This window comes from Streptomyces sp. NPDC014870 (genome assembly GCF_043081505.1).
Classification (GTDB): Bacteria; Actinomycetota; Actinomycetes; order Streptomycetales; family Streptomycetaceae; genus Streptomyces.
The window spans coordinates 148,290-167,114 of the sequence record NZ_JBIBWQ010000002.1; the positions used below are offsets into that span (position 1 = coordinate 148,290).

Consider the following 18,825-nt stretch of genomic DNA (forward strand, 5'->3'; position numbering starts at 1 on the left):
CGTGTGACCGCCACCGGGGGGCGTACCGTGGAGGGCACCGGAGGGAACGCGGCGGACGTCCGGGGCGAGAGGTCGTGAGTCCGAGATGGCGGTCTTCCAGCTGTTGAACGTGGCTCTGGTGTCGGACGAGTTCGGCCGGGTCACCGTGGACCAGGGCGCACCGGGGCAGGACGTCGTCGAGCTGCCGGAGGGGACGGTCGTGGGCGTCGCCCTGACCTTCCGTACCGACGAGGAGGTCGACGGGCTGACCTTCGTGGCGGAGCGGTCGCGCGAGGGGAGGACGATCGCCACCGCCCGTAACGTGCTCGGCGGGTTCCGGGCCGGAGGACCGTACGAGATCCAGCTGCCGGTCGAACGCCTGCCGGTCGGCCGGGGCTGCGGGACGTACGACGTGACGGGCCGCTTCCTCGACGCCGAAGGCCACGAACTGGCCCGCGAGAGCCACCGCTTCCGCATCGTCCACCGCCGCCCCGCCGACGCCCCGAGAGCGCGTCGCCGCCACCGCCGGGCCGCGGCCGCGACCCCGCCGCTCCACCCGGGGGCGGCCCGCCCCGCCTGATGCAGGGGGAGCAGCGAACAGGGCCTGCGTAGAAGGGGGTGTTTCGTCGTCCTGGCTTCGTATCTACCATGGTGAAACTCGTAGTCACTTTGCGAATATGAGGTGCGGGCCTCGTCCGCGAGCACCCTGGGAGTCCCGCATGCAGGTCGATCACCTTCTCCGCCTCGACCGTCTCGACCTCTCGCTGGTCTGGGGGGACGAGGCACTGCTCTTCCAGGAGATCGGCGGCGTCATGGCGACCGACCTGGAGGACCCGGCCAGGTTCCTGCAGCCGGGCGAGATCGTCCTCAGCGGTCTCGTGTGGTGGTCGTCCGACGGCGATCCGGCCAAGGCCGACCGGTTCGTGTCCGCCCTGCGCGAGGCGGGCGCGGTGGCCCTGCTCGCCGGGGAGGAGACGCACGGCGAGGTACCGGCCGCGCTCGTGGACGCCTGCCGAACGCACCGCGTCGCCCTGCTCGCCGTACCCGCGCACACCAGCTTCCGGGCCGTCACCGAGGCCGTCTACCTCCGTCAGTGGGGCGAACTCGGCCGTCGCCCCACCGACCACTACGCGCTGCCGGAGAACGTGCGCGTCGACCTCGACCGCGCTCTGGAACGGGGAGCGTCGGCCGCCGAACTGCTCGACCTCTCCTTCGCCCACCTCGGCACGCCCGACTGCCACCTGCTCACCGGCAGCGGCCGTACGGTCGCCAGGACCGCGACCGCGGCCGAACTCCCCGCCCAGCGCGCGGCGGAGGCGGTGCGCGGTCGGCACGGCACGACCGTGCGGATCGAGGCCGACGACAGCGTCTTCGACACCTGGTACCTGCACCTGCCGGAGGACGCCCGGGTGCCTCCCAGGATCCTGCACGAGATCGGCGAGCTCGTCGGCCGTCACCGTCGACGCGGGGACCGGCGGACGGCGCCCCGCCGCCAGGCCCACGAGGAGCTGGTGACCCGGGTGAGCGCGGCGTACGGGGAGGCGAACGCCCTTGAGGAGGGCCTGCGTTCGTGCGGGCTCGCCGACGCCGCCGCGTACACCGTGGTGGTCGCGGTCTCGGAGAACGCGGACGACCCGGGCGACGCCGCAGCGGCCCTGACCGAAGGCCTGAGGCACCAGGGCGCGGTCGCGTCCGCCGTCGCGGCGCGGCCCGGGGGCGAGGCCGTCGCGGTCCTCGCGCACGAGCCGGACCCCGGCGGCGAGGTGCCCGCACGGCTCCGCGAGGTGTGGCCGCTGCTCCACGCCTGCCGCCCCGGCGCCGCCCTGCACGCCGGAGTCAGCGACCCCGTCCCTGGCCCGGGCGACCTTCCCGGCGCCCTCGCCCAGGCCCGGTACGCCCTCGCGGGCGCCCGCTCGGCGACCCCCGCCGACGCGGCGGCGGTGCCGGCTGCGCGGGTGGCGCGGCCGGCGGACCTCGCCGACCTCAGGACGCTGCTCGCCGGTGTCCCCGCCGACGTACGGGCGGTGTACCAGGACACCGTCCTCGGCCCGTTGCTGGACGCCGGCAAGGGGTCGAACGCGACCCTCCTGGAGACCCTGGAGGTCTTCCTGGCGCACAACTGCTCCTGGGCGAGGACCGCCGAGGCCCTGCACCTCCACGTGAACACGGTCCACTACCGCGTGGAGCGCATCGAGGCCCTCACCGGCCGGGACCTGTCCCGACTCGACCACAAGCTCGACCTGCGGGCGGCCCTGCTCTGCCGCTGACCGGCGGGGGTCAGGGAAGGTCGATGTGCACGCTGGTCGACTTCACGCGTGCGGTGACCGTGACACCGACCTCCAGGGCCAACTCCTCGACGGCCTCGCGCGTCACGAGCGACACCAGCCGGTGCGGACCCGACTGGACCTCGACCTGCGCGGCCACGTCATCGACCCGTACCGCCGTCACGATGCCCACGAACGAGTTCCGTACGGAGGTCGGCACATCGTCCTCCGGCACGGCGTGCAGCCCGGCGCCGCGCTCGCTCGCGAACCGGGCCAGCGCCACACCGTCGATCGTGCGCTTGCCGGACCCGTCGCGCTCCATGCCCAGCCTGCCGCCGTCCGCCCACCGGCGAACGGTCTCCGAACTCACTCCGAGCAGCTGCGCGGCCTGCCCAATGCTGTACGACGGCACACCCGCACTCTAGGTCACCCCGGCACCGGGCGGCGCCTCGGCATCCGGTGGCGGGGGGAGCGGCGGGGGCGGTACCGCCCAGCGGATCAGGCCGATGATCGCGCGCCCGGCGAGCGGGGCGACGGGCATCATCAGACGCACCGCGAGCGGTGGGTCCAGCGAGGCCCTGACCCAGCGGGGCAGCAGCGCGACCGCCGCGGCTGCCAGGAAGGCGTACGGGAGCCGTGCGGGGAGCGGGATCGGCGGATGGGCCAGGAGGAAGCGGGCGGTCGCGCGGGACTCCGGGGTGCCCCGCAGCTCGGGCCGGTAGGCGGCCAGGCAGGCGGTCAGCTCGGCCATCGACTCGGGCGGCCGGTCCACGCCGAGCCGGCGTGCGACGAGCGCCATGTCCGCGACGTAACCGTCCTGTCCGGCCGTACCGAGCGGGCGGCGGCCGTAGCGCTGGTGGGCGCGCAGGAAGCAGGACGTCTCGGCGATGTGCACCCAGGTGAGCAGGTGCGGATCGGAGGCGCGGTACGGCACTCCCGTCGACGTCCGCCCCACGACGCGCGCGTGGACCTCCCGCACCCTGCGGACCGCCTGCTCCGCGTCGTCACGGGTTCCGAAGGTCGTGACCGCGAGGAAGGTGCTGGTGCGCTGCAGCCGCCCCCAGGGATCTCCCTGGAAGCCGGAGTGCGCCGAGACCGCCGCCATGGCGACCGGGTGGAGCGACTGGAGCAACAGGGCCGCGAGACCTCCGACGTACATCGACGCGTCGGCGTGCACGCGGCGCACGGGGCGATCGGGGCCGAACCATCGAGGCCCCGGCGTGCCGTGGATACGAGCGCGCTTCTCGTGCGCCGTCGGGCCCGCGACCCGCTGCAGCAGGGCCTCACCGGCTCGTTCCCGCAGTCCTTGGGCGAGCAGTGACGGCGATTGCACACCTCCAGTATGTCCGGCCGCCGTGCAGGGCGGCCAGACGCCGGTCAGGGCGGGGTGGAACCCGGCGCCGATCCCCCGGTGTCGCCCGACTCGCGCACGCGCCGGTAGTGCCGAGCCGCCCGGGCGCGGTTGCCGCACGACGGCTTGCACCACTCCTGCCGTCCATGGCTCTTGACGAAGTAGCGCACGCAGCGCGGCGCGGTGCAGGCGCGCAACTGCTCGCGCTGCGGCCCGCTCAGGAAGTCGATGGCCGCCCGGGCCAGGGCCGCCAGGAGGCGCACCCGGGGATCCCCCTCCGTCGACGGCAGACGGACGACGGGCGCGCCGTCCCGCGGCCAGTCCAGCTGCGGGACGACGGGTTCACGGGCGGCGACCCTGTTGAGGCGGGCCAGCGCCTCATCGGCCGGGAGCAGCCGATGGGCGTCGGCGGGGCTGGGCGGAGCGGGCCCGACCGCCCGGGCGAAGAGGGTCCGGACGGCCCGCCGTAACTCGGTGATCTCGGCCCTGAGGCTGTCGTCCGCCACGATCCCTCCGGCCGGAAGGGCGAGGACCGGCAGGTCGGCCCGCTCCTGGATCCAGCGGGTGGTCCCCGGAGCGGTGGCGAGGTCGTCGGTGACACCGCCGGCTCCGTCGTGGCGGATGGTGCTCGCCAGTTCCAGCGCCACCCAGCGTTCCTCCATCACCGTCTCCTCCTCCGCCCGGTCGGCGGCCCTTGATCACACGCGTACACACACCCTAGGGTCACCTAACGGAAAACGACAGAACTTCCGTTAGTCGGGAAACGAGGGGGATGCGAGATGACCTTGCTGCTCGCCCAGATCAGCGATCTGCACCTGGACGGCAGCGAGCGGGCCACCCGCCGCGCCATCCAGGTCATGGACCACCTGCGGGCCCTCCCGCGGCCGGTCGACGCGGTCCTGGTCACGGGAGACATCGCCGATCACGGCGAGGAGGCCGAGTACGAGGAGGCGGCCCGCATCCTGGCAGCCCCCTTCCCCGTACTGACCTGCCCCGGCAACCACGACGCGCGCCCGGCCTACCTCAAGGCCCTGCTGGGCGAGGAGCCGGACGACGGGCCGTCAACCGGATCCACCACATCGCCGGGACCGCCGTCCTGATGTGCGACGCGACCGTCCCCGGCCGCGACGAAGGACGCCTGGACGCGGCGACGCTCGACTGGATCGACAGCCGGCTGACCGCGCTGGCGCCGTCCACCCCGGCCCTGATCGCCTTCCATCAGCCGCCGGTCGACCTCCACCACCCGCTGCCCGACTCGTGCAGGCTCGAAGAGCCCGGGCGACTGGCCGCACTCCTCGATGCGCATCCCCATGTGGTCGCCGTCCTGACCGGACACGCCCACACCGCGGCCGCCTCCGTCTTCGCCGGCCGCCCCCTGATCGTCGGACCCGCCGTCACCTGGACCCTGCGGATGCCGTGGGAGGGCGACCGGCCCGCGGACCGCGACCAGCCGCCGGGCCTCGCGTTCCACGTCCTCGACGACGACCACCGTCTGACGACGCACTACCGGGTGGTCGTCTGACCCGGCCCGTCGACCGGGTCGTCCCCTGGGCCTCCTACTCCTCCTGCCCGGTCTTGGTGGGCACCAGGTCGAAGTGGTCGTCCTGGTACTGGAAGAGGAGGCATTCCTCTCCCTTCTCGCATCCGCTCAGGTGCGGCTTGTCCGCGGGGAGGCGGTAGTAGGAGCCGGCCGGGTACTGGACGCGCTTCCCGTCGATGTCCGCGTAGAAGGTGCCCTTCAGGACGACGGTCGGGAGGTCCTGGCTGTGGACGTGCATCGGATTGTCCTTCCCCGCGGGGAAGCGGACGAACGCCTCGTAGCTGCCGCTCCCCGCGAGATCGCCGCGCACGTTCGCGTACGTCACGCCGCCCGACCCCGGAAGTTCCTTCCATCCGAGACCGGCGGACGGGAAGGAGAGGAACGCGGAAGGGGCCTTCGCGGTCGGCGGTGTGGCCGCCGGGGCTGCCGCGCTGCCGCTGCCGCCACCCTTCTTGCTCGCCTGGTCGCCCTTCGCCTCGGCGTCGCCGGCCGAGCAGGCTGCCAGCAGGGCGACCGAAACCACCGCGGTGGTCACCGCGGTGAGGGTCCTCGCCTTGGCACGCATGGATGTCTCCCAACTCGTCAGGAATGTGAGGGCACACGCCGAAGCAGCGGAGAGCGAATGCGCGGAGCCGTCCACGATTCCCTTCCTCGCAGACGGCGAGTCCCGGTACGGCCTCCATCGTCAGCCGCGGGACCGCCGGGCCGCCATGACGAACCCCCTGCAGATCCGGACATGCGGGACGGGCGAAGAGGAGCGACCTGACGCAACGTCAATGTGCGGGACTGGTACGGGGAAAGGGGCCTGAGGCCCGAAGGAGTCTGCGCCCGAAGGAGACCTGCGCCCGAAGGAGGCCTGCGCCCGAAGGAGGCCTGCGGCCCGAAAGAGGCCTGCGGATCCTCAACCCCCGTAGCGGCGGGCGACGGCCGTCGCGCGGTCGCGCAGCGCGTCGCGCAACCACTGCGGGGCCAACGCCTCCCCGCTCGTGTCGAGTTGCCACAGGGCCCACTCGGCGTGCCTCGGATCCTGGAAGGTGACCTCGAGACGCAACCACCCGTCCGCCGGGTCGGCCTCCTCGGCCAGGACGGCGAGCGCGGTGCCGACCAGCTCCTCGCGCCGGGCCGGGTCCATCCGCATGCGTACGGTGACGGTGTCGCCGCCGGTACGGAACCGCCTGGCGCGCTCCTGCCAGGCACGGTCCAGATCGACCCGCTCCGGCCGCTCGGCGGGTTCGGCGAGCTCCTCGGCGGCCAGGACCCGGGAGAGCCGGTAGGTGCGGTCCTCGCCGGAGCGGATCGCGAGCAGGTAGCCCTGGTCGCGCACGGTGACCAGGCCGATCGGGTCCACCGTGCGCCACTTCGGCGCCTGGTCCACCGCCGCGTAGTGGATGCGCAGCTTGTGCCCGGCGAACACCGCGCTCCGGACCGCGGCCGCGATGACGTCCGGCACCTCGTCGGTGACCGGCCGGCGCGAGAGGAGATCCGTCTCCGGATCGACGAGCAGGCGCTGGGCCGCGCCCGCCGCGGTGGCCCGGTAGCTCGCGGGCAGCGCGTCGACCACCTTGAGCATCGCCGAGGCGAGCGACGAGCCGAGGCCGAACACCTGCGCGCCGCGCCGCGATCCGGCGACCAGCAGCGCGAGCGCCTCGTCGTGGTTGAGGCCGGTGAGCTCGGTACGGAAACCGGGCAGCAACGCGAAACCGCCGTGCCGGCCGCGTTCCGCGTAGACCGGAACACCGGCGGCGGACAGCGCGTCGATGTCACGCAGCACGGTCCGGGTGGACACCTCCAGCTCGCGGGCCAGAGCCGCCGCGGACAACCGGCCGTGTTGCCGCAACAACAGCACCAGCGAGACCAACCGATCGGCGCGCACGGCCGGAACGCTACCGGAATACGTGACACAGGGTGTCGTGATTGCCCGCCAGGCTGTACCCGCACCCCACAGACCTGCCCCATCCACCGCACAGGAGAGGTGACCCGCATGGCACACGCCATCGTCAACCCGGACGGCCTGCACGACCCGACCCCGTTCGGCTACAGCCACACCGCCACCGTCCCCGCGGGCACCGAACTGGTGCTTGTCGCGGGCCAGTACGGCTCGGGGCCCGACGGCGCGGTCGTCTCGGCCGACTTCGCCGAGCAGGTCAAGCGGACGTTCCACAACATCGGCGTCGCCCTCGCCGCCCACGGGCTCGACCTCGGTCACGTCGTCCAGCTCAGGACGTACGTGGTGAACCACGACGTCAGCAAGCTCGGCCCGATCGCCGGGGCCGTACAGGAGCTCTGGGGCACGAAACCGCCCACACAGACCCTCATCGGCGTCGCGAGCCTGGCCACGCCCGAAGTGCTCTTCGAGGTCGAAGCCCTCGCCGCCCGCCCCTGACGCGTCACGCGACGCTCCCTGACGCGCAACCCTGACGCACGACCCTGACGCACGACCGTGCGGCGCCGAACTCCTCGGCGCCGCACGGCGTGGTCGGCTTTCACCCGAGGCGGTGGAATTCGGCCAACATCCCGACGGATTCGCCCCGCCGGACAACCCGGCATCCCGTCCCCTCCTCTCACCCCACGGGCGCAGCGAGTGCTTCTCACCGCGCCGGCCGGACCGCACGACCGCAGTCCCGCGCTGCCCAGTTCTGCCCAGTCCTGCCGGGCCGGTGGCCCGCTGTCCGCTTCCTTCTCACAGCATCCGGAGGACGAGGGAACGATGACCACCAAGCGCACCACCCGGCTGCGGCGTCCGCTGCTCGCCGGTACCACGGCCGTCGCCGCCATGGCCGTCACGGCCGGTTTCATGACCGCCGCGCCGGACCAGGCGAAGGCCGCGACGGGGCCCAAGCTGAGTCTCATCGCGGCGACCGACGCCGTCACGCTCACCTCGTGGAAGGAGGAGCCCGGCGTCTATCTCGACCTGGGCACCTACCTGACCGCGGAGGGCAGCCCGCTGGAGTTCAAGGTGACCAGGAAGTCCTACAAGGACCCGGTGACCATCAACCAGACGGTGTTCGACGGCGGAAAGGCCAAGCCCAAGACGCTGCCGCTGGGCACCGTGAAGGACTTCTCCGGGCTGCCCGGCTTCACGGAGATCACGCTCACCGACAAGGCGGGCAAGAAGGTCGTCAGCCGGGCGGAGAGCTTCTGCCCGAACAACGCCAGCGGACGGGTACGGCCCGACGCGCCCGCCACCTCGAAGTATCCGGAGAGCTGTCCCACCAACCCGTTCACCCTCGGTTCCGTCTGGGGCGTCGAGAAGGGGTGGGCGTCCAACACCTACGCCGGCTCCTACACCCAGCCCCTGAAGCTCGCCGTCGGCACCTACACGGCCAAGATCGGGGTCGCCAAGAAGTACCGCGACCTCTTCGGTATCGCCGACAAGCCCGCGACCGTCAAGGTCACTGTCCAGGAGCGCAGTTGGGAGGAGGGCCCGGGTGGCGCGGCCGCCCGGTCGGCCGCCGCCGGGGAGCACGCCGGGCACGGCTCCGCCCACCAGGCCCCGGCCGCGCACGCCGGGCACGGGCCGGGGCACGCCCCGACGCCCGCCCAGGCGGGCGCGCCGGAGACCAGCGGCGCGGGCGTCTCGTACAACGTCGGCCACGGACCGCTGAAGGCCGCCCCGCCGGCCCTGCCCTGGGCGCTCAAGAAGCAGCAGCAGGCCGCGCGCGCCGACATGCAGCTGCAGACGGGCGACACCGCCGGGCAGACCGACGGATCGCGCAAGGCGCCTGCCCTCAATCCGATGTCCCAGCGGCCCACCGGCAAGGCCTCCGTCCCGGCGAACGTCCCCAAGCCCGACCTGCGGTCGCTGCCGGCCTACGGCATCACCATCAGCGACGGCGGCCAGGACGTACCCGGCAAGGACTACCTGGCCTTCAGCGCCAACGTCTGGAACGCCGGTCCCGCCCAGCTCGTGGTGGACGGCTTCCGCTCGCCCGGCAAGGCCATGATGGACGCGTACCAGTACTTCTACGACGCCAACGGCAAGCAGGTCGGCTACACCCCGACCGGCACCATGGAGTGGGACCCGCGCCCCGGCCATGTGCACTGGCACTTCACCGACTTCGCCAGCTACCGGCTGCTGAAGGCGGACCAGAAGGAAGCGGTGCGCAGCGGCAAGGAGGCCTTCTGCCTGGCCAACACCGACGCCGTCGACTACACGGTGAAGAACGCCAACTGGCACCCGTACAACACCGACCTGTCCACCGCCTGCGGCCAGGAGAACTCCATCTCCGTCCGCGAGGTCCTCGACGTCGGCTCCGGTGACACCTACACCCAGGACCTGCCGGGCCAGTCCTTCGACATCACGGACGTCCCCAACGGCACGTACTACATCCAGGTCCTGGCCAACCCGGCCAAGCGCCTGAAGGAGACCAACCTCGACAACAACAGCGCCCTGCGGAAGATCGTCCTCGGCGGCACCCCCGGCAAGCGCACCGTGACCGTCCCCGCGCACGACCTCGTGAACGCGAACTGATCACCGGGCGGGTGGCCCGACGACCTCGCCGCGCCACCCGCCCTCCGCCCGGCACACCGCCCCGCCGGGTCGAGTACACAGGGCGGATTGAGTAGCGGCGCTCAGGCCCGCGGCGGCCACGCGGCCCGACGATGAGGGCAACACCGCGACAGCCGGAAAGGCCGCCCCGCATGCTCAGTCGACTCGCCGCAGCAGTGGTTCCCGCCCTGGGACGGCTCGCCGTCACGGCCGACATCCCTCGGATGCCCGAGGGCGGTGCCGTGATCGTCGCCAACCACACCAGCCTCGCCGACCCCGTCGTCGTCCTCGCGGCCCTGCGCCGCATGGGAGTCGAACCCGTCGTGCTCTGCGCGGCCGGTCTGTGGCGCATCCCTCTGCTCGGCCGCGCCCTGACGCGTGAGGGGTACGTGCCCGTGCGGCGCGGGACCGCCCGAGCGGCCGAGGCCCTCATCGGAGCGGAGGCGGCCCTCCGCGCGGGCCGCTACGTCCTCGTGTACGGAGAGGGCGGCATCCCGGACCGCCCCGACGCGGCGGACGCCCCGCCACAGGCCTTCCGCAGCGGCCCCGCCCGGCTGGCAGCTGCCGCCGGGGTGCCGTTGGTGCCCCTTGGGCAGGCCGGCGCCCGCCGCATCACCTCGGGGAGCGTCGCCAAGCAACTCGCGGGCCTCCTGACCGCTCCTCTGCGCCGCCCCCGACTCCATGTCCACCTCGGGGCCCCGCCGCGGTTGCCCGCGGACACGGCATCGGCGACGGACGTGGCGCGGGAGTCCGTGACGAGGGCCTGGCGTACCGCGGCGTACCGCCGCACACCGAGTGAGAGCGCGGCCCTCACGCTCCACTGAGGGCAGGTCACCACCCACTTCTCTCCGCGCACAACGCTGTCCCTCACCCCTCGGCGCGGCCATACTCGGGCTCGGGCCACGGGAGCGGCGAGGGCGGGAGGCCACGGCATGGGTGGCGGCAATGACACGAGCCCGGTTCACCGGCCGTTCGGCCTCGACACGGTGATCCTCGCGGAGCCGCGGCGCTCGGTCCTGCGCCGGTACGTGGGGCCGAGGATGCACATGGCTGCGGAGGACGGCACGGTCCTGGCGTACCTCGACGAACGCGGCACCTTCGCGTACGTACTCCACGACCTCGACGACCGCCCGCTCCTGCGAGTCGACCTGCTCTCCGGAAGGGGTGGGTTCACCAGACCCGGCTTCCGGGTGACCGGCCCCGAGGGTGACCCGATCGGCGAGGTCCGTGCGGCGGGCCGCCTCCACCACACCCGGCTGCTCGACGTGGGGACGCCCCAAAGTGGCACGTTGCGGATCACCCGCAACGCACTCCTGGGCAGGGCCTGGCGGGTATGGGACGACAGCGACGGACTCGTCGCCGAGGTGACGGCCTCGACCGTGCGCGCGTTCGACGGCCTTCAGGGCTATCGCGTGGCTTTCGACCCACGCACCGGGATCGAGCAGCGTCGCCTCGTGGTCGGCGCGACGGTCTGTCTCCATGTGATCAGACGTCTGCTGAACCCCCCTCAGGGCAACGCCGCCTGACGGGGCGACAGGGCGTGTACCCACCCAGCACGCCGCATTCCGTCCCCGCCACGGAGGAGAGGGAGGCTTCCGCCACCGTGCGTTCGGGGGATCCGTATCGACCACCAGGTCGTGGTCGCCACGGACCGGCCTAGTAGGACGTGTTTGAGATGTGGTCACAGCGCTTGCCGTATGAGGGTGAGTTGGACGGTGGCCTCGTAGCGGACGGCAAGCTTGTCGTACCTGGTCGCGACGCCTCTGGCCTGCTTCAACAGACCGATCCGGCACTCGACCTTGTGTCTGCGCTTGTACATCTCGCGGTCGAATCCGGGCGGGCGGCCACCGGCCGACCCACGGCGGATCCGGTGGCCGGCCTGGTCGCGCTTCTCTGGGATGGTGTGCGCGATCCCGCGATTGCGCAGGTAGGACCGAATCTGGCGCGAGGAGTAGGCGCGATCCGCAAGGACGTGCTTCGGGCGAGTGCGCGGATGCCCAACGCCGACCCGAGGGACGCGGATCTTCTCGATGACCCGCTCGAAGACCGGTGCGTCGCCCCGCTGGCCCGCGGTGATGACAGCCGCAAGGACGTGGAAGGAAGCGTCCACCGCGAGGTGAATCTTGGTGGTCAGCCCACCGCGGGAGCGGCCGAGACCATGGTCGTCCGGCTCGGCCGCCAGGCCGTTCGGACGCGTCCGACTCGGATCGTCAGCCCCTTTTTGAGGGCGCCGGCGGCGTGTTGGTGCGCTCGACAAACGGTGGAGTCGACCGAGACCTCCCACTCGATGATGCCGTCGGCATCAGCCTTGACCTGCAGCTTCTCCAAGATGCGGGGCCAGATGCCGCCGATCTGCCAGCGCCGGAACACCGCATACACCGTCTCCCAGGGCCCATACCGCTCGGGCACATCCCGCCACGGCGAGCCCGTCCGCGCCCGCCACCAGATCCCGTCGAAGACCTGCCGCCGATTCCGCGGCGGTCGGCCCATCTTCGGTATCGGCGGCAACACGGCTTCCAGCCGTTCCCACTGTGTATCCGTCAGATCGCCCCGAGACATCTGAAGATCGTTTCACAGCCAGGGTGGACAGCAGCCCGTCAGCTCTGATCTGTGGTGGGCCGCCACGAACTGCCGGTCTCGCGTTCGAACGCCGGACGCACGTCAACGGTGTCGTACACGATACGCAGCGTGGCAATACGGCCGTCCTCGGCGAGCTCAGCCAGGTCCACCACGTCAAACGGCGCGGCAGCTCCGGACGGCAGGCGCCAATCAAAGTGGAACCAGAACGAAGTCAGTGCGGCCCCCTGCTGGGTCCGGCCCTCCGCCACCCCCAGCAGCGTCAGGCGCGCCCGGCTGGTATCGGCGAAGAGCTCGGGATAGAACTCCGTGGCCGGTCGGGGGCCGTACAGCGGAGAGTGCACCGTCGCTCCAGGCGCGAACAACTCCAGCACCGCCTCGGCATCCGCCCGCTCCAGCGCCGACAAGTATGCCGACACAAGCTCAGCTGCAGTCATGATCACTCACTCAAGGTCAGGCCAAATCGACAGCCCATGCTCTCTCATCCCACCCCTTGCGCTCCGCCCATCAACCGGCGCATGGCTTTATCGAGCATGTGCTCGATTCGCAACTAGGCCCGGCAGGGGGCGCCGTTCCGTTGTGCCCACCCGTTCCGCCCTGGGGGTCCCCCCGGACGGAGTCTGGGGGAGGAACGATTGCCCACAACGGGGGTGGACGGGGGCACTGCCCCCGGTGGGCGGGTGGTAGCGGGGGCTGGCCCCACCTCCGGTCGGCCGGACAGCCGGATGGCCCGGTGATCACGTGTCGGCGACGGTAGGGACCGTACCCAGCAAGTCGCCTACAGAGAAGGCAAGATCGTGCGCATCGTCACGGCCACCGCCGTCGCCCTGGCCCTCGTCGGCGCAGTCGCGCCGGCCGCCACCGCCCACCAGTCGGCCACCGACGGAATCTGGCGCACCGACGGCTACGGCACCGTGCTGTCCATCCGGAACGGAACCCTCCAGGAGTACCAGACCACCGCCGTCAGCTGCATCGCGGGCGACACCGCGCAGCGGACCGGCCCCGGCACCTACACCACGCCCGGACGCACCGTCCTCACCGTGCGCACCCGCGGGGACCGCGACCACGCTTCCGTACGGCTGGCCGGCGACGTCGGCGAACGGAACCTGCGCCGGATGACGGAACTGCCCGACGCCTGCACGCCTCCCGCCCCCGGGGATCCGCTCGCCACCTTCGACGTCTTCTGGCAGACGTTCGAGGAGAACTACCCCTTCTTCGCCGCCAAGGGCATCGACTGGCACGCCGTACGCGACCGGTACCGGCCCACGGTCCACGAAGGGACGACCCCGGACGAACTCTTCGCCGTCTTCAGCAAGATGGTGGAGCCGCTCCACGACGCCCACGTCGCCGTCTGGGACGTCGACGGCGACAAGGACGGCTTCCCCGACCGGTTCTTCGGGCAGCCCCGCCCCGGCACCGTCATGCCCGGCGGGACGCTCGACGCCAAGGTCAAGAAGTTCGTCGTGGAGCGCGACCTCAAGGACGCCCGGAACCTCCAGGACTTCGGCGCCGGGCGGATCACCTACGCCGACCTCCCCGGCGGTCAGGGCTACCTGCGGATCTCCGGCTTCGGCGGCTACGCCGGCGACAAGGCCCCCTACACCGCCGAGCTGGCCGAGCTCGACAAGGCGCTGGACACGGTCCTGAGCAAGGAGCGAACCCGGCACCTGAAGGGCCTGGTCATCGACCTGCGGATCAACGGCGGCGGCTCCGACGCCATGGGTCTCCACATCGCCGGGCGGCTGACCGACACCCCCTACCTCGCCTACTCCAAGCGGGCCCGCAACGATCCCACGGACCCCACCCGGCACACACGCCTCCAGCCCCTGTACGTCACGCCCGGCCAGGGCCCCCGCTACACCGGGCCGGTCGCCGTGCTGACCGGCGGCTCGACCGTCAGCGCGGGGGAGACCTTCACCCAGGCCCTCATGGACCGGCCCGGCCGGACCGTGCGGATCGGGCAGCCCACGCAGGGCGTCTTCTCGGACGTCATGGTGCGCAAGCTCCCCAACGGCATGTCGGTCTGGCTGCCGAACGAGGAGCTGCTGACCCGGTCGGGCAGGACCTTCGACGGCGCGGGCATCCCACCGCACCTCACCGAGCCGGTCTTCACCACGGAGGAGTTCGACCAGAACAAGGACTCGGCCTTCGACCGGGCCGTGAAGGTCCTGCGGGAGCGGGACTAGGCCGTGTATCGAAAGGATGGACGGGCCGGACAATGTGACGTCCAGGTCCGGCCCGTCCGTCCGCTGCTAGAGGTCGAGTTGGTACTGATGTGTCGTGTGCGTGGGGACGTAGCCGAGACTGTCGTTGATCTGTCTCATATGTGTGTTGCTGTCGGCGGTGTCGGTCAGGAGGCCGCCGATGTCCGGGTAGCGCCCATGGGCGTGTCGGATCGACTCGGCCTTCATCCATCGGCCAAGGCCGTGTCCACGGTGCTCGGGCAGCACGCCGGTGCCGTAGTGCTGGGCGTCACCTGTGCCGTTGCCGGGGACGACCAGCTCGGTGAAGCCGGCGATCGAGTCGTCGGAGGTGTCGACGGCGGCGACGGTGTGCAGGTGGTCGCCGCGCTGTTCGACGGCCTTCGCCGCGGCCCGGACCCGGTCCACGTCCCAGGCGACGATGCCGTAGTCGGTGTCGTCCATGGGCATGTCGTCCATGGCGCGACGTGAGGCGGCGAACGTCTCGGCGAGGTCGTCGGGCACGGTTCCGTGCCATGAGGTCAGCCGGTAGCCGGAGTGCGGGCGCTCGATGATGCGGGCGAGGGCGCTGATGTCCGCGTCGGCCAGCGGCAGGCGGGTGAACCTCAGAGTGAGGACCTTCCGGAAGCCGTGCGCGGGCAGGAAGTGGTCGCCCGGCGATCCGGCCTCGGCCTGTGCGATGACGCAGCGGCGGGCATCGTCCCGAGCAGCGGCCACGGCGGCGCCGAGGAGCTGCGAGCCGATGTGCCGGCGTCGCTCCGCCGGATGGACCTGGAGGGTCAGTTCGGCCAGATGTTCCTGTTCGGGGCTGTTGAACAGGCGCAGGAAGGCGGTCCCGGTGGGGATGGAATCAGCGTCGGACGCCAGCCATGCAAGTCGCCGGCTGTTCGGGCCGTGAGCGGGGTCGGTCAGTGGGGTGATGCGAGACGACAAGGTGTCTCCGTCGTGAGGAAGTGGCAAAGATCAGTACGCGGACTCAACTGCTGGGCACTCCTGCGCATGTGCTCCACACCTCCTCGTCGACAGCGCCGGTCCCGAACAACATCAGGCGGCTGGGAGAACTTAGCTGGGCATCGGTTCCTCGGCAAAGGATTAACGAAAGACCGGTGCGAGCCTGCGGTCACAGCCACTCGTTGATGGCCGCGACCAGCACAGTTGCCTCGTAGTGGACCGCCAGCTTGTCGTACCTGGTGGCCACGGCCCGGTGGCGCTTGAGGCGATTGATGCCACACTCGACGGCGTGCCGTGCGCGGTAGTCGATCTTGTCGAACTTCGGCGGACGGCCGCCGCGCGAACCGCGCTTCTTGCGATGGAGGGCCTGGTCGGCCTTGTCCGGGATGGTGCAGAGGATGCCGCGTTTGCGTAGGTAGGCGCGGTTCCTGTGGGAGGCGTACGCCTTGTCAGCGCGTACTCGATCGGGACGGACGCGCGGCCGGCCCGGCCCGATGCGGGGCACGCGGACCTTCTTCAGCACAGGTTCGAACTGTGGAGAGTCCCCGCGCTGCCCAGCAGTCAACACGATCGACATGGGCTTCTGGCCCTGCTCGACTGCCAAGTGGAGCTTGGTGGTGAATCCACCGTGCGAGCGTCCCAGGCCATGATCAGCGGGCTCGGTGAAGATGCCGCCCGGGGGTTCCTTCTGCAGGTCACCCTGCTTCCGTGCCCCAGCCGCATGCTGGTGGGCGCGGCACACCGTGGAATCGACGCTCAGGTCCCACACGATCGCACCCCGCGCATCGGCCAGGGCCTGGAGCTGAGTGAGGACCCGGTGCCAAGTGCCGTCCCGCTGCCACCGGCGGAACAGGTCATAGATCCGGCCCCACGGCCCGTACTCGACGGGCACGTCCCGCCACGGAACACCGGTACGGACCCGGAACCGTATGCCATCGATCAGCCGCCGCCGAGGCCAGACAGGCGGCCGCCCCGCCCTCGTCCCCTTCGGCAACAACAGCTCCAGCACCGCCCACTGCTCGTCCGTGAGATCTCCCCGCCCCATGAACCCTGATCATCCAACGCCCAAGATCCACTTTCGAAACACGGCCTAGGTTCGGGGTATGACGACCTCCCTGACCGGCAGTGCCTTCGACTCGCTCCTCCTGGACGCCGTGCCCGACGAACAGGCGTTGCGGCAGGTCTACGAACTCCCCAAGGACACGGCCCTGCGCAAGCAGATGACCGAACTCACCGAGCAGACCCGCCGGTTGATCGGATGCTCGTCGCTGGTCCTGGTCGCCAGTGCGGACGCCGAGGGCAACTGTGACGTGTCCCCGCGCGGCGGCCCCGCCGGATTCGTCGCGGTCCTGGACGAGCGGACGGTGGCGATACCGGACGCAACGGGCAACAAGCGTCTGGACACCCTGCGGAACGTGATCGCCACGGGCCGGGCCGGGCTGCTGTTCGTCATCCCGGGGCGCACCACGACGCTCCGGGTGAACGGCCGAGCCTGTGTCTCCACCCGTCCGGACCTGCTGTCGCAGCTGACCGCGGTGGGCAAGCCGCCGGCCAGCGCCCTGGTCGTGGGGATCGAGGAGGTGTACCCGCACTGTCCCAAGTCGCTCCTGCGCTCAGGGTCCTGGAAGCCGGAGCAGTGGCTGCCGGCGGACGCCCAGCCGACCTCGGCCGAGGTGACGCTGGCCCAGCTGCGGATGCCCCGATTGACGATCGCCGACATCGAGCAGGCGGAGGCGGACTCGCTGAAGTACCGGTACGAGTGACAGGATGAGCGCGATCGTCGGCCCGTTCACGACTCCGGCGACCCCTTGCAGGCCCTTCGCAACGGCGAACTCGGCCGGGAACGACCGCCCTTGGGCGCCACCATGGAGAGCCCGGGGAGCTAGGCCATCTTCTACCTGATCGTCGCCTGTGACGTCCTGTTCTGGGTGCTGTTGGTGAGCGGATTGGCGGTGCGCTACATCGCCGGCCGGCGCAGAGTGGGCGGGGCGCTTCTCCTGTGCGTGCCTCTGCTGGACGTCGTGTTGCTGGCAGCGACCGTCATCAGTGTGCGCAACGGCGCGGAGCCGAGTATCTGGCACGGCCTCTCGGCCGCCTACATCGGAGTCACCGTGGTCTACGGCCACAGCACGCTGCGTTGGGCCGACCAGAAGTTCGCACAGCGCTACGGCAACGCGCCCAAACCCACGACACCGACACTGTACGGCCGCCAGGCGATCGCCGCGGCCTGGCTCTCCTGGCTGCGCTTCCCGCTGGCGTACGGGATCAGTGTCGGCCTGACGGTCGGTCTGATCGCCCTGGTCGGAGGGGTACAGGAGGGCGCGCCGCTGCTGGTCTGGCTGAACCCGCTGACCAAGATCCTCGTCTATTCGGCGATCTGGCCGTTGACCACCACGTTCCGACCGGGAAGGGCCCCGAATCCGCAACCGCACGGCGAAGCTGCCTGACCCCCGGGCGTCCCTCCTCACCGCCCACTACCGCGCCTGCCACGCGTTCACGCCGGCATGGTCGAGCAGCGCTGGGGCCGGATCGTGAACATCGGAAGCGTCAACGCCCGCATCGGCCGGACGCACCTCGTCGCGTACAGCACGGCGAAAGCCAGGCTGCTGGGCCTGACCCGCTCTCTCGCCCGGGAACTGGGCCCGTACGGGATCTGCGTCAAGACGGTCCTGCCCGGAGCCATCCAGGTCGAGGCAGGGAACGCCCTCCCCGCCCGGCACCGTGCGCGGCCGGAGGACCAGATCAAGCGCCACAGGACCTCCGGGGTCGGGGCCGGCGCAAGGGACATCGCCTCGACCTCGACGTCGATGCGCGCCCGATCGGCGTCCACCTTCAGGAACACGTCGCCGACGCGTGGAGTCGCGCGCTCGGAATGGGCGACGACGACGTTGACCTCATCCACGGGCGACCAGTATCCCGAGGATGACCGCCGGCGTCGCCGGGTTTATCGCGTGCGAATACGCGGCTGCCCACCCCCCGCTACGCGGCAGCCTCGTGCACGACACCGACCTCTGACCAGGTCAGGCCCACCACTTTTGTTAGGAATTCTTAGCCCGACACCCTCGGTGACCGCCGACCCTCAACCTTGCCGTGGGATCGTTCCCGTGGTGGCCGCAGTGCTGCAAGCGGGGGCGTCCACTCCCCAGCCGCCGCGCATTCTCGCCGCATTCCCCCAGGGGTTCGGAACACCGCCAGGCGGACGTTCGTGTTTGTGAAGTTGATCAGAGGGTGCTTGGGTTTGCTACAGCCAGTCCTTCTTCTTGAAGACCACGTACAGGCTCGTGCACACCACCGCCATCAGCACCACCGCGAACGGATACCCGCCCACCCAGTGCAGCTCCGGCAAGGGTGTCGAAGTTCATGCCGTAGATCGTTCCCACCAGAGTGGGGGCGAAGAGGATGGCCGCCCACGACGAGATCTTCTTGAAGTCCTCGCCCTCGGGGCGCTGACCTGCACGGATCGCTGTACGAGC

Annotated in this window: 18 protein-coding genes and 4 pseudogenes; 11 read left to right on the plus strand and 11 right to left on the minus strand. The window is 71.1% G+C overall.

Annotated features, from left to right (window positions below):
• The first annotated feature begins 85 nt into the window (after positions 1-85).
• Both ACF09C_RS05255 and ACF09C_RS05260 read left to right on the plus strand, forming a co-directional pair.
• Complete coding sequence (locus tag ACF09C_RS05255) at positions 86-559, plus strand: hypothetical protein (RefSeq protein WP_392088947.1); 474 nt, start codon at positions 86-88, stop codon at positions 557-559.
• A gap of 139 nt (positions 560-698) precedes the next feature.
• The gene (locus tag ACF09C_RS05260) at positions 699-2,246 is read left to right on the plus strand and encodes a PucR family transcriptional regulator (protein ID WP_392088950.1); all 1,548 of its coding nucleotides are present in this window, start codon (positions 699-701) and stop codon (positions 2,244-2,246) included.
• Between the two features lie 10 nt (positions 2,247-2,256).
• On the opposite strand, the gene ACF09C_RS05265 is transcribed toward ACF09C_RS05260, so the two are convergent.
• The 3 genes from ACF09C_RS05265 to ACF09C_RS05275 are packed head-to-tail and all read right to left on the minus strand — an operon-like array spanning position 2,257 to position 4,256.
• Positions 2,257-2,655 (minus strand): molybdopterin-binding protein, encoded by a 399-nt coding sequence (locus ACF09C_RS05265; protein ID WP_392088952.1) that lies wholly within the window; start codon positions 2,653-2,655, stop codon positions 2,257-2,259.
• 9 nt (positions 2,656-2,664) lie between these two features.
• Positions 2,665-3,576, minus strand: a complete 912-nt coding sequence (locus ACF09C_RS05270) for an oxygenase MpaB family protein (RefSeq protein WP_392088953.1) — start codon at positions 3,574-3,576, stop codon at positions 2,665-2,667.
• Positions 3,577-3,620: 44 nt separating this feature from the next.
• On the minus strand, positions 3,621-4,256 hold the full coding sequence (locus ACF09C_RS05275; protein ID WP_392088956.1) for a CGNR zinc finger domain-containing protein: 636 nt from the start codon (positions 4,254-4,256) through the stop codon (positions 3,621-3,623).
• Positions 4,257-4,373: 117 nt separating this feature from the next.
• Here ACF09C_RS05275 and ACF09C_RS05280 point away from each other — a divergent pair.
• A pseudogene (locus ACF09C_RS05280) lies at positions 4,374-5,116 on the plus strand (metallophosphoesterase).
• Between the two features lie 34 nt (positions 5,117-5,150).
• Here the strand turns inward: ACF09C_RS05280 and ACF09C_RS05285 are convergent.
• Positions 5,151-5,699, minus strand: coding sequence for a cupin domain-containing protein (locus ACF09C_RS05285; RefSeq protein ID WP_392088958.1), 549 nt, complete (start codon positions 5,697-5,699; stop codon positions 5,151-5,153).
• A gap of 336 nt (positions 5,700-6,035) precedes the next feature.
• Positions 6,036-7,007 (minus strand): helix-turn-helix transcriptional regulator, encoded by a 972-nt coding sequence (locus tag ACF09C_RS05290; RefSeq protein WP_392088959.1) that lies wholly within the window; start codon positions 7,005-7,007, stop codon positions 6,036-6,038.
• A gap of 108 nt (positions 7,008-7,115) precedes the next feature.
• Between ACF09C_RS05290 and ACF09C_RS05295 the strand changes: the two genes are divergently transcribed.
• From ACF09C_RS05295 to ACF09C_RS05310, 4 genes are all read left to right on the plus strand, one after another.
• Positions 7,116-7,517 (plus strand): RidA family protein, encoded by a 402-nt coding sequence (locus ACF09C_RS05295; protein ID WP_392088961.1) that lies wholly within the window; start codon positions 7,116-7,118, stop codon positions 7,515-7,517.
• Positions 7,518-7,841: 324 nt separating this feature from the next.
• Positions 7,842-9,605 (plus strand): lysyl oxidase family protein, encoded by a 1,764-nt coding sequence (locus ACF09C_RS05300; RefSeq protein ID WP_392088964.1) that lies wholly within the window; start codon positions 7,842-7,844, stop codon positions 9,603-9,605.
• A 170-nt stretch (positions 9,606-9,775) separates the two neighbouring features.
• On the plus strand, positions 9,776-10,447 hold the full coding sequence (locus ACF09C_RS05305) for a lysophospholipid acyltransferase family protein (RefSeq protein ID WP_392088967.1): 672 nt from the start codon (positions 9,776-9,778) through the stop codon (positions 10,445-10,447).
• A gap of 108 nt (positions 10,448-10,555) precedes the next feature.
• Positions 10,556-11,149 carry a hypothetical protein gene (locus ACF09C_RS05310; protein ID WP_392088969.1) on the plus strand — a complete coding sequence of 198 codons (594 nt, stop codon included), beginning with the start codon at positions 10,556-10,558 and terminating at the stop codon, positions 11,147-11,149.
• Between the two features lie 155 nt (positions 11,150-11,304).
• Here the strand turns inward: ACF09C_RS05310 and ACF09C_RS05315 are convergent.
• A protein-coding gene (locus tag ACF09C_RS05315) for an IS5 family transposase (RefSeq protein ID WP_392088971.1) occupies positions 11,305-12,182 on the minus strand; the annotation gives its coding sequence in 2 pieces (ribosomal slippage) (positions 11,305-11,789 and positions 11,789-12,182; 879 coding nt in all).
• A gap of 38 nt (positions 12,183-12,220) precedes the next feature.
• Positions 12,221-12,637: a nuclear transport factor 2 family protein gene (locus ACF09C_RS05320; protein WP_392088974.1), complete on the minus strand. Its 417-nt coding sequence runs from the start codon at positions 12,635-12,637 to the stop codon at positions 12,221-12,223.
• A gap of 360 nt (positions 12,638-12,997) precedes the next feature.
• Between ACF09C_RS05320 and ACF09C_RS05325 the strand changes: the two genes are divergently transcribed.
• The gene (locus ACF09C_RS05325; protein WP_392088976.1) at positions 12,998-14,386 is read left to right on the plus strand and encodes a S41 family peptidase; all 1,389 of its coding nucleotides are present in this window, start codon (positions 12,998-13,000) and stop codon (positions 14,384-14,386) included.
• A 66-nt stretch (positions 14,387-14,452) separates the two neighbouring features.
• On the opposite strand, the gene ACF09C_RS05330 is transcribed toward ACF09C_RS05325, so the two are convergent.
• Positions 14,453-15,334, minus strand: coding sequence for a GNAT family N-acetyltransferase (locus ACF09C_RS05330; protein ID WP_392088978.1), 882 nt, complete (start codon positions 15,332-15,334; stop codon positions 14,453-14,455).
• Between the two features lie 187 nt (positions 15,335-15,521).
• On the minus strand, positions 15,522-16,397 hold the full coding sequence (locus ACF09C_RS05335) for an IS5 family transposase (RefSeq protein ID WP_392088981.1): 876 nt from the start codon (positions 16,395-16,397) through the stop codon (positions 15,522-15,524).
• Between the two features lie 58 nt (positions 16,398-16,455).
• Between ACF09C_RS05335 and ACF09C_RS05340 the strand changes: the two genes are divergently transcribed.
• The 3 genes and pseudogenes from ACF09C_RS05340 to ACF09C_RS05350 form a co-directional block, all read left to right on the plus strand.
• Positions 16,456-17,115, plus strand: a complete 660-nt coding sequence (locus tag ACF09C_RS05340; protein ID WP_392088983.1) for an MSMEG_1061 family FMN-dependent PPOX-type flavoprotein — start codon at positions 16,456-16,458, stop codon at positions 17,113-17,115.
• 189 nt (positions 17,116-17,304) lie between these two features.
• Positions 17,305-17,799: a hypothetical protein gene (locus ACF09C_RS05345; RefSeq protein WP_392088985.1), complete on the plus strand. Its 495-nt coding sequence runs from the start codon at positions 17,305-17,307 to the stop codon at positions 17,797-17,799.
• Positions 17,800-17,856: 57 nt separating this feature from the next.
• A pseudogene (locus tag ACF09C_RS05350) lies at positions 17,857-18,090 on the plus strand (SDR family NAD(P)-dependent oxidoreductase); the annotation flags it as partial.
• A gap of 8 nt (positions 18,091-18,098) precedes the next feature.
• Here the strand turns inward: ACF09C_RS05350 and ACF09C_RS05355 are convergent.
• Together ACF09C_RS05355 and ACF09C_RS05360 are read right to left on the minus strand one after the other, a co-directional pair.
• Positions 18,099-18,254, minus strand: a pseudogene (locus ACF09C_RS05355) (aminoglycoside phosphotransferase family protein); the annotation flags it as partial.
• A 339-nt stretch (positions 18,255-18,593) separates the two neighbouring features.
• A pseudogene (locus tag ACF09C_RS05360) lies at positions 18,594-18,792 on the minus strand (CorA family divalent cation transporter); the annotation flags it as partial.
• Positions 18,793-18,825: the final 33 nt, after the last annotated feature.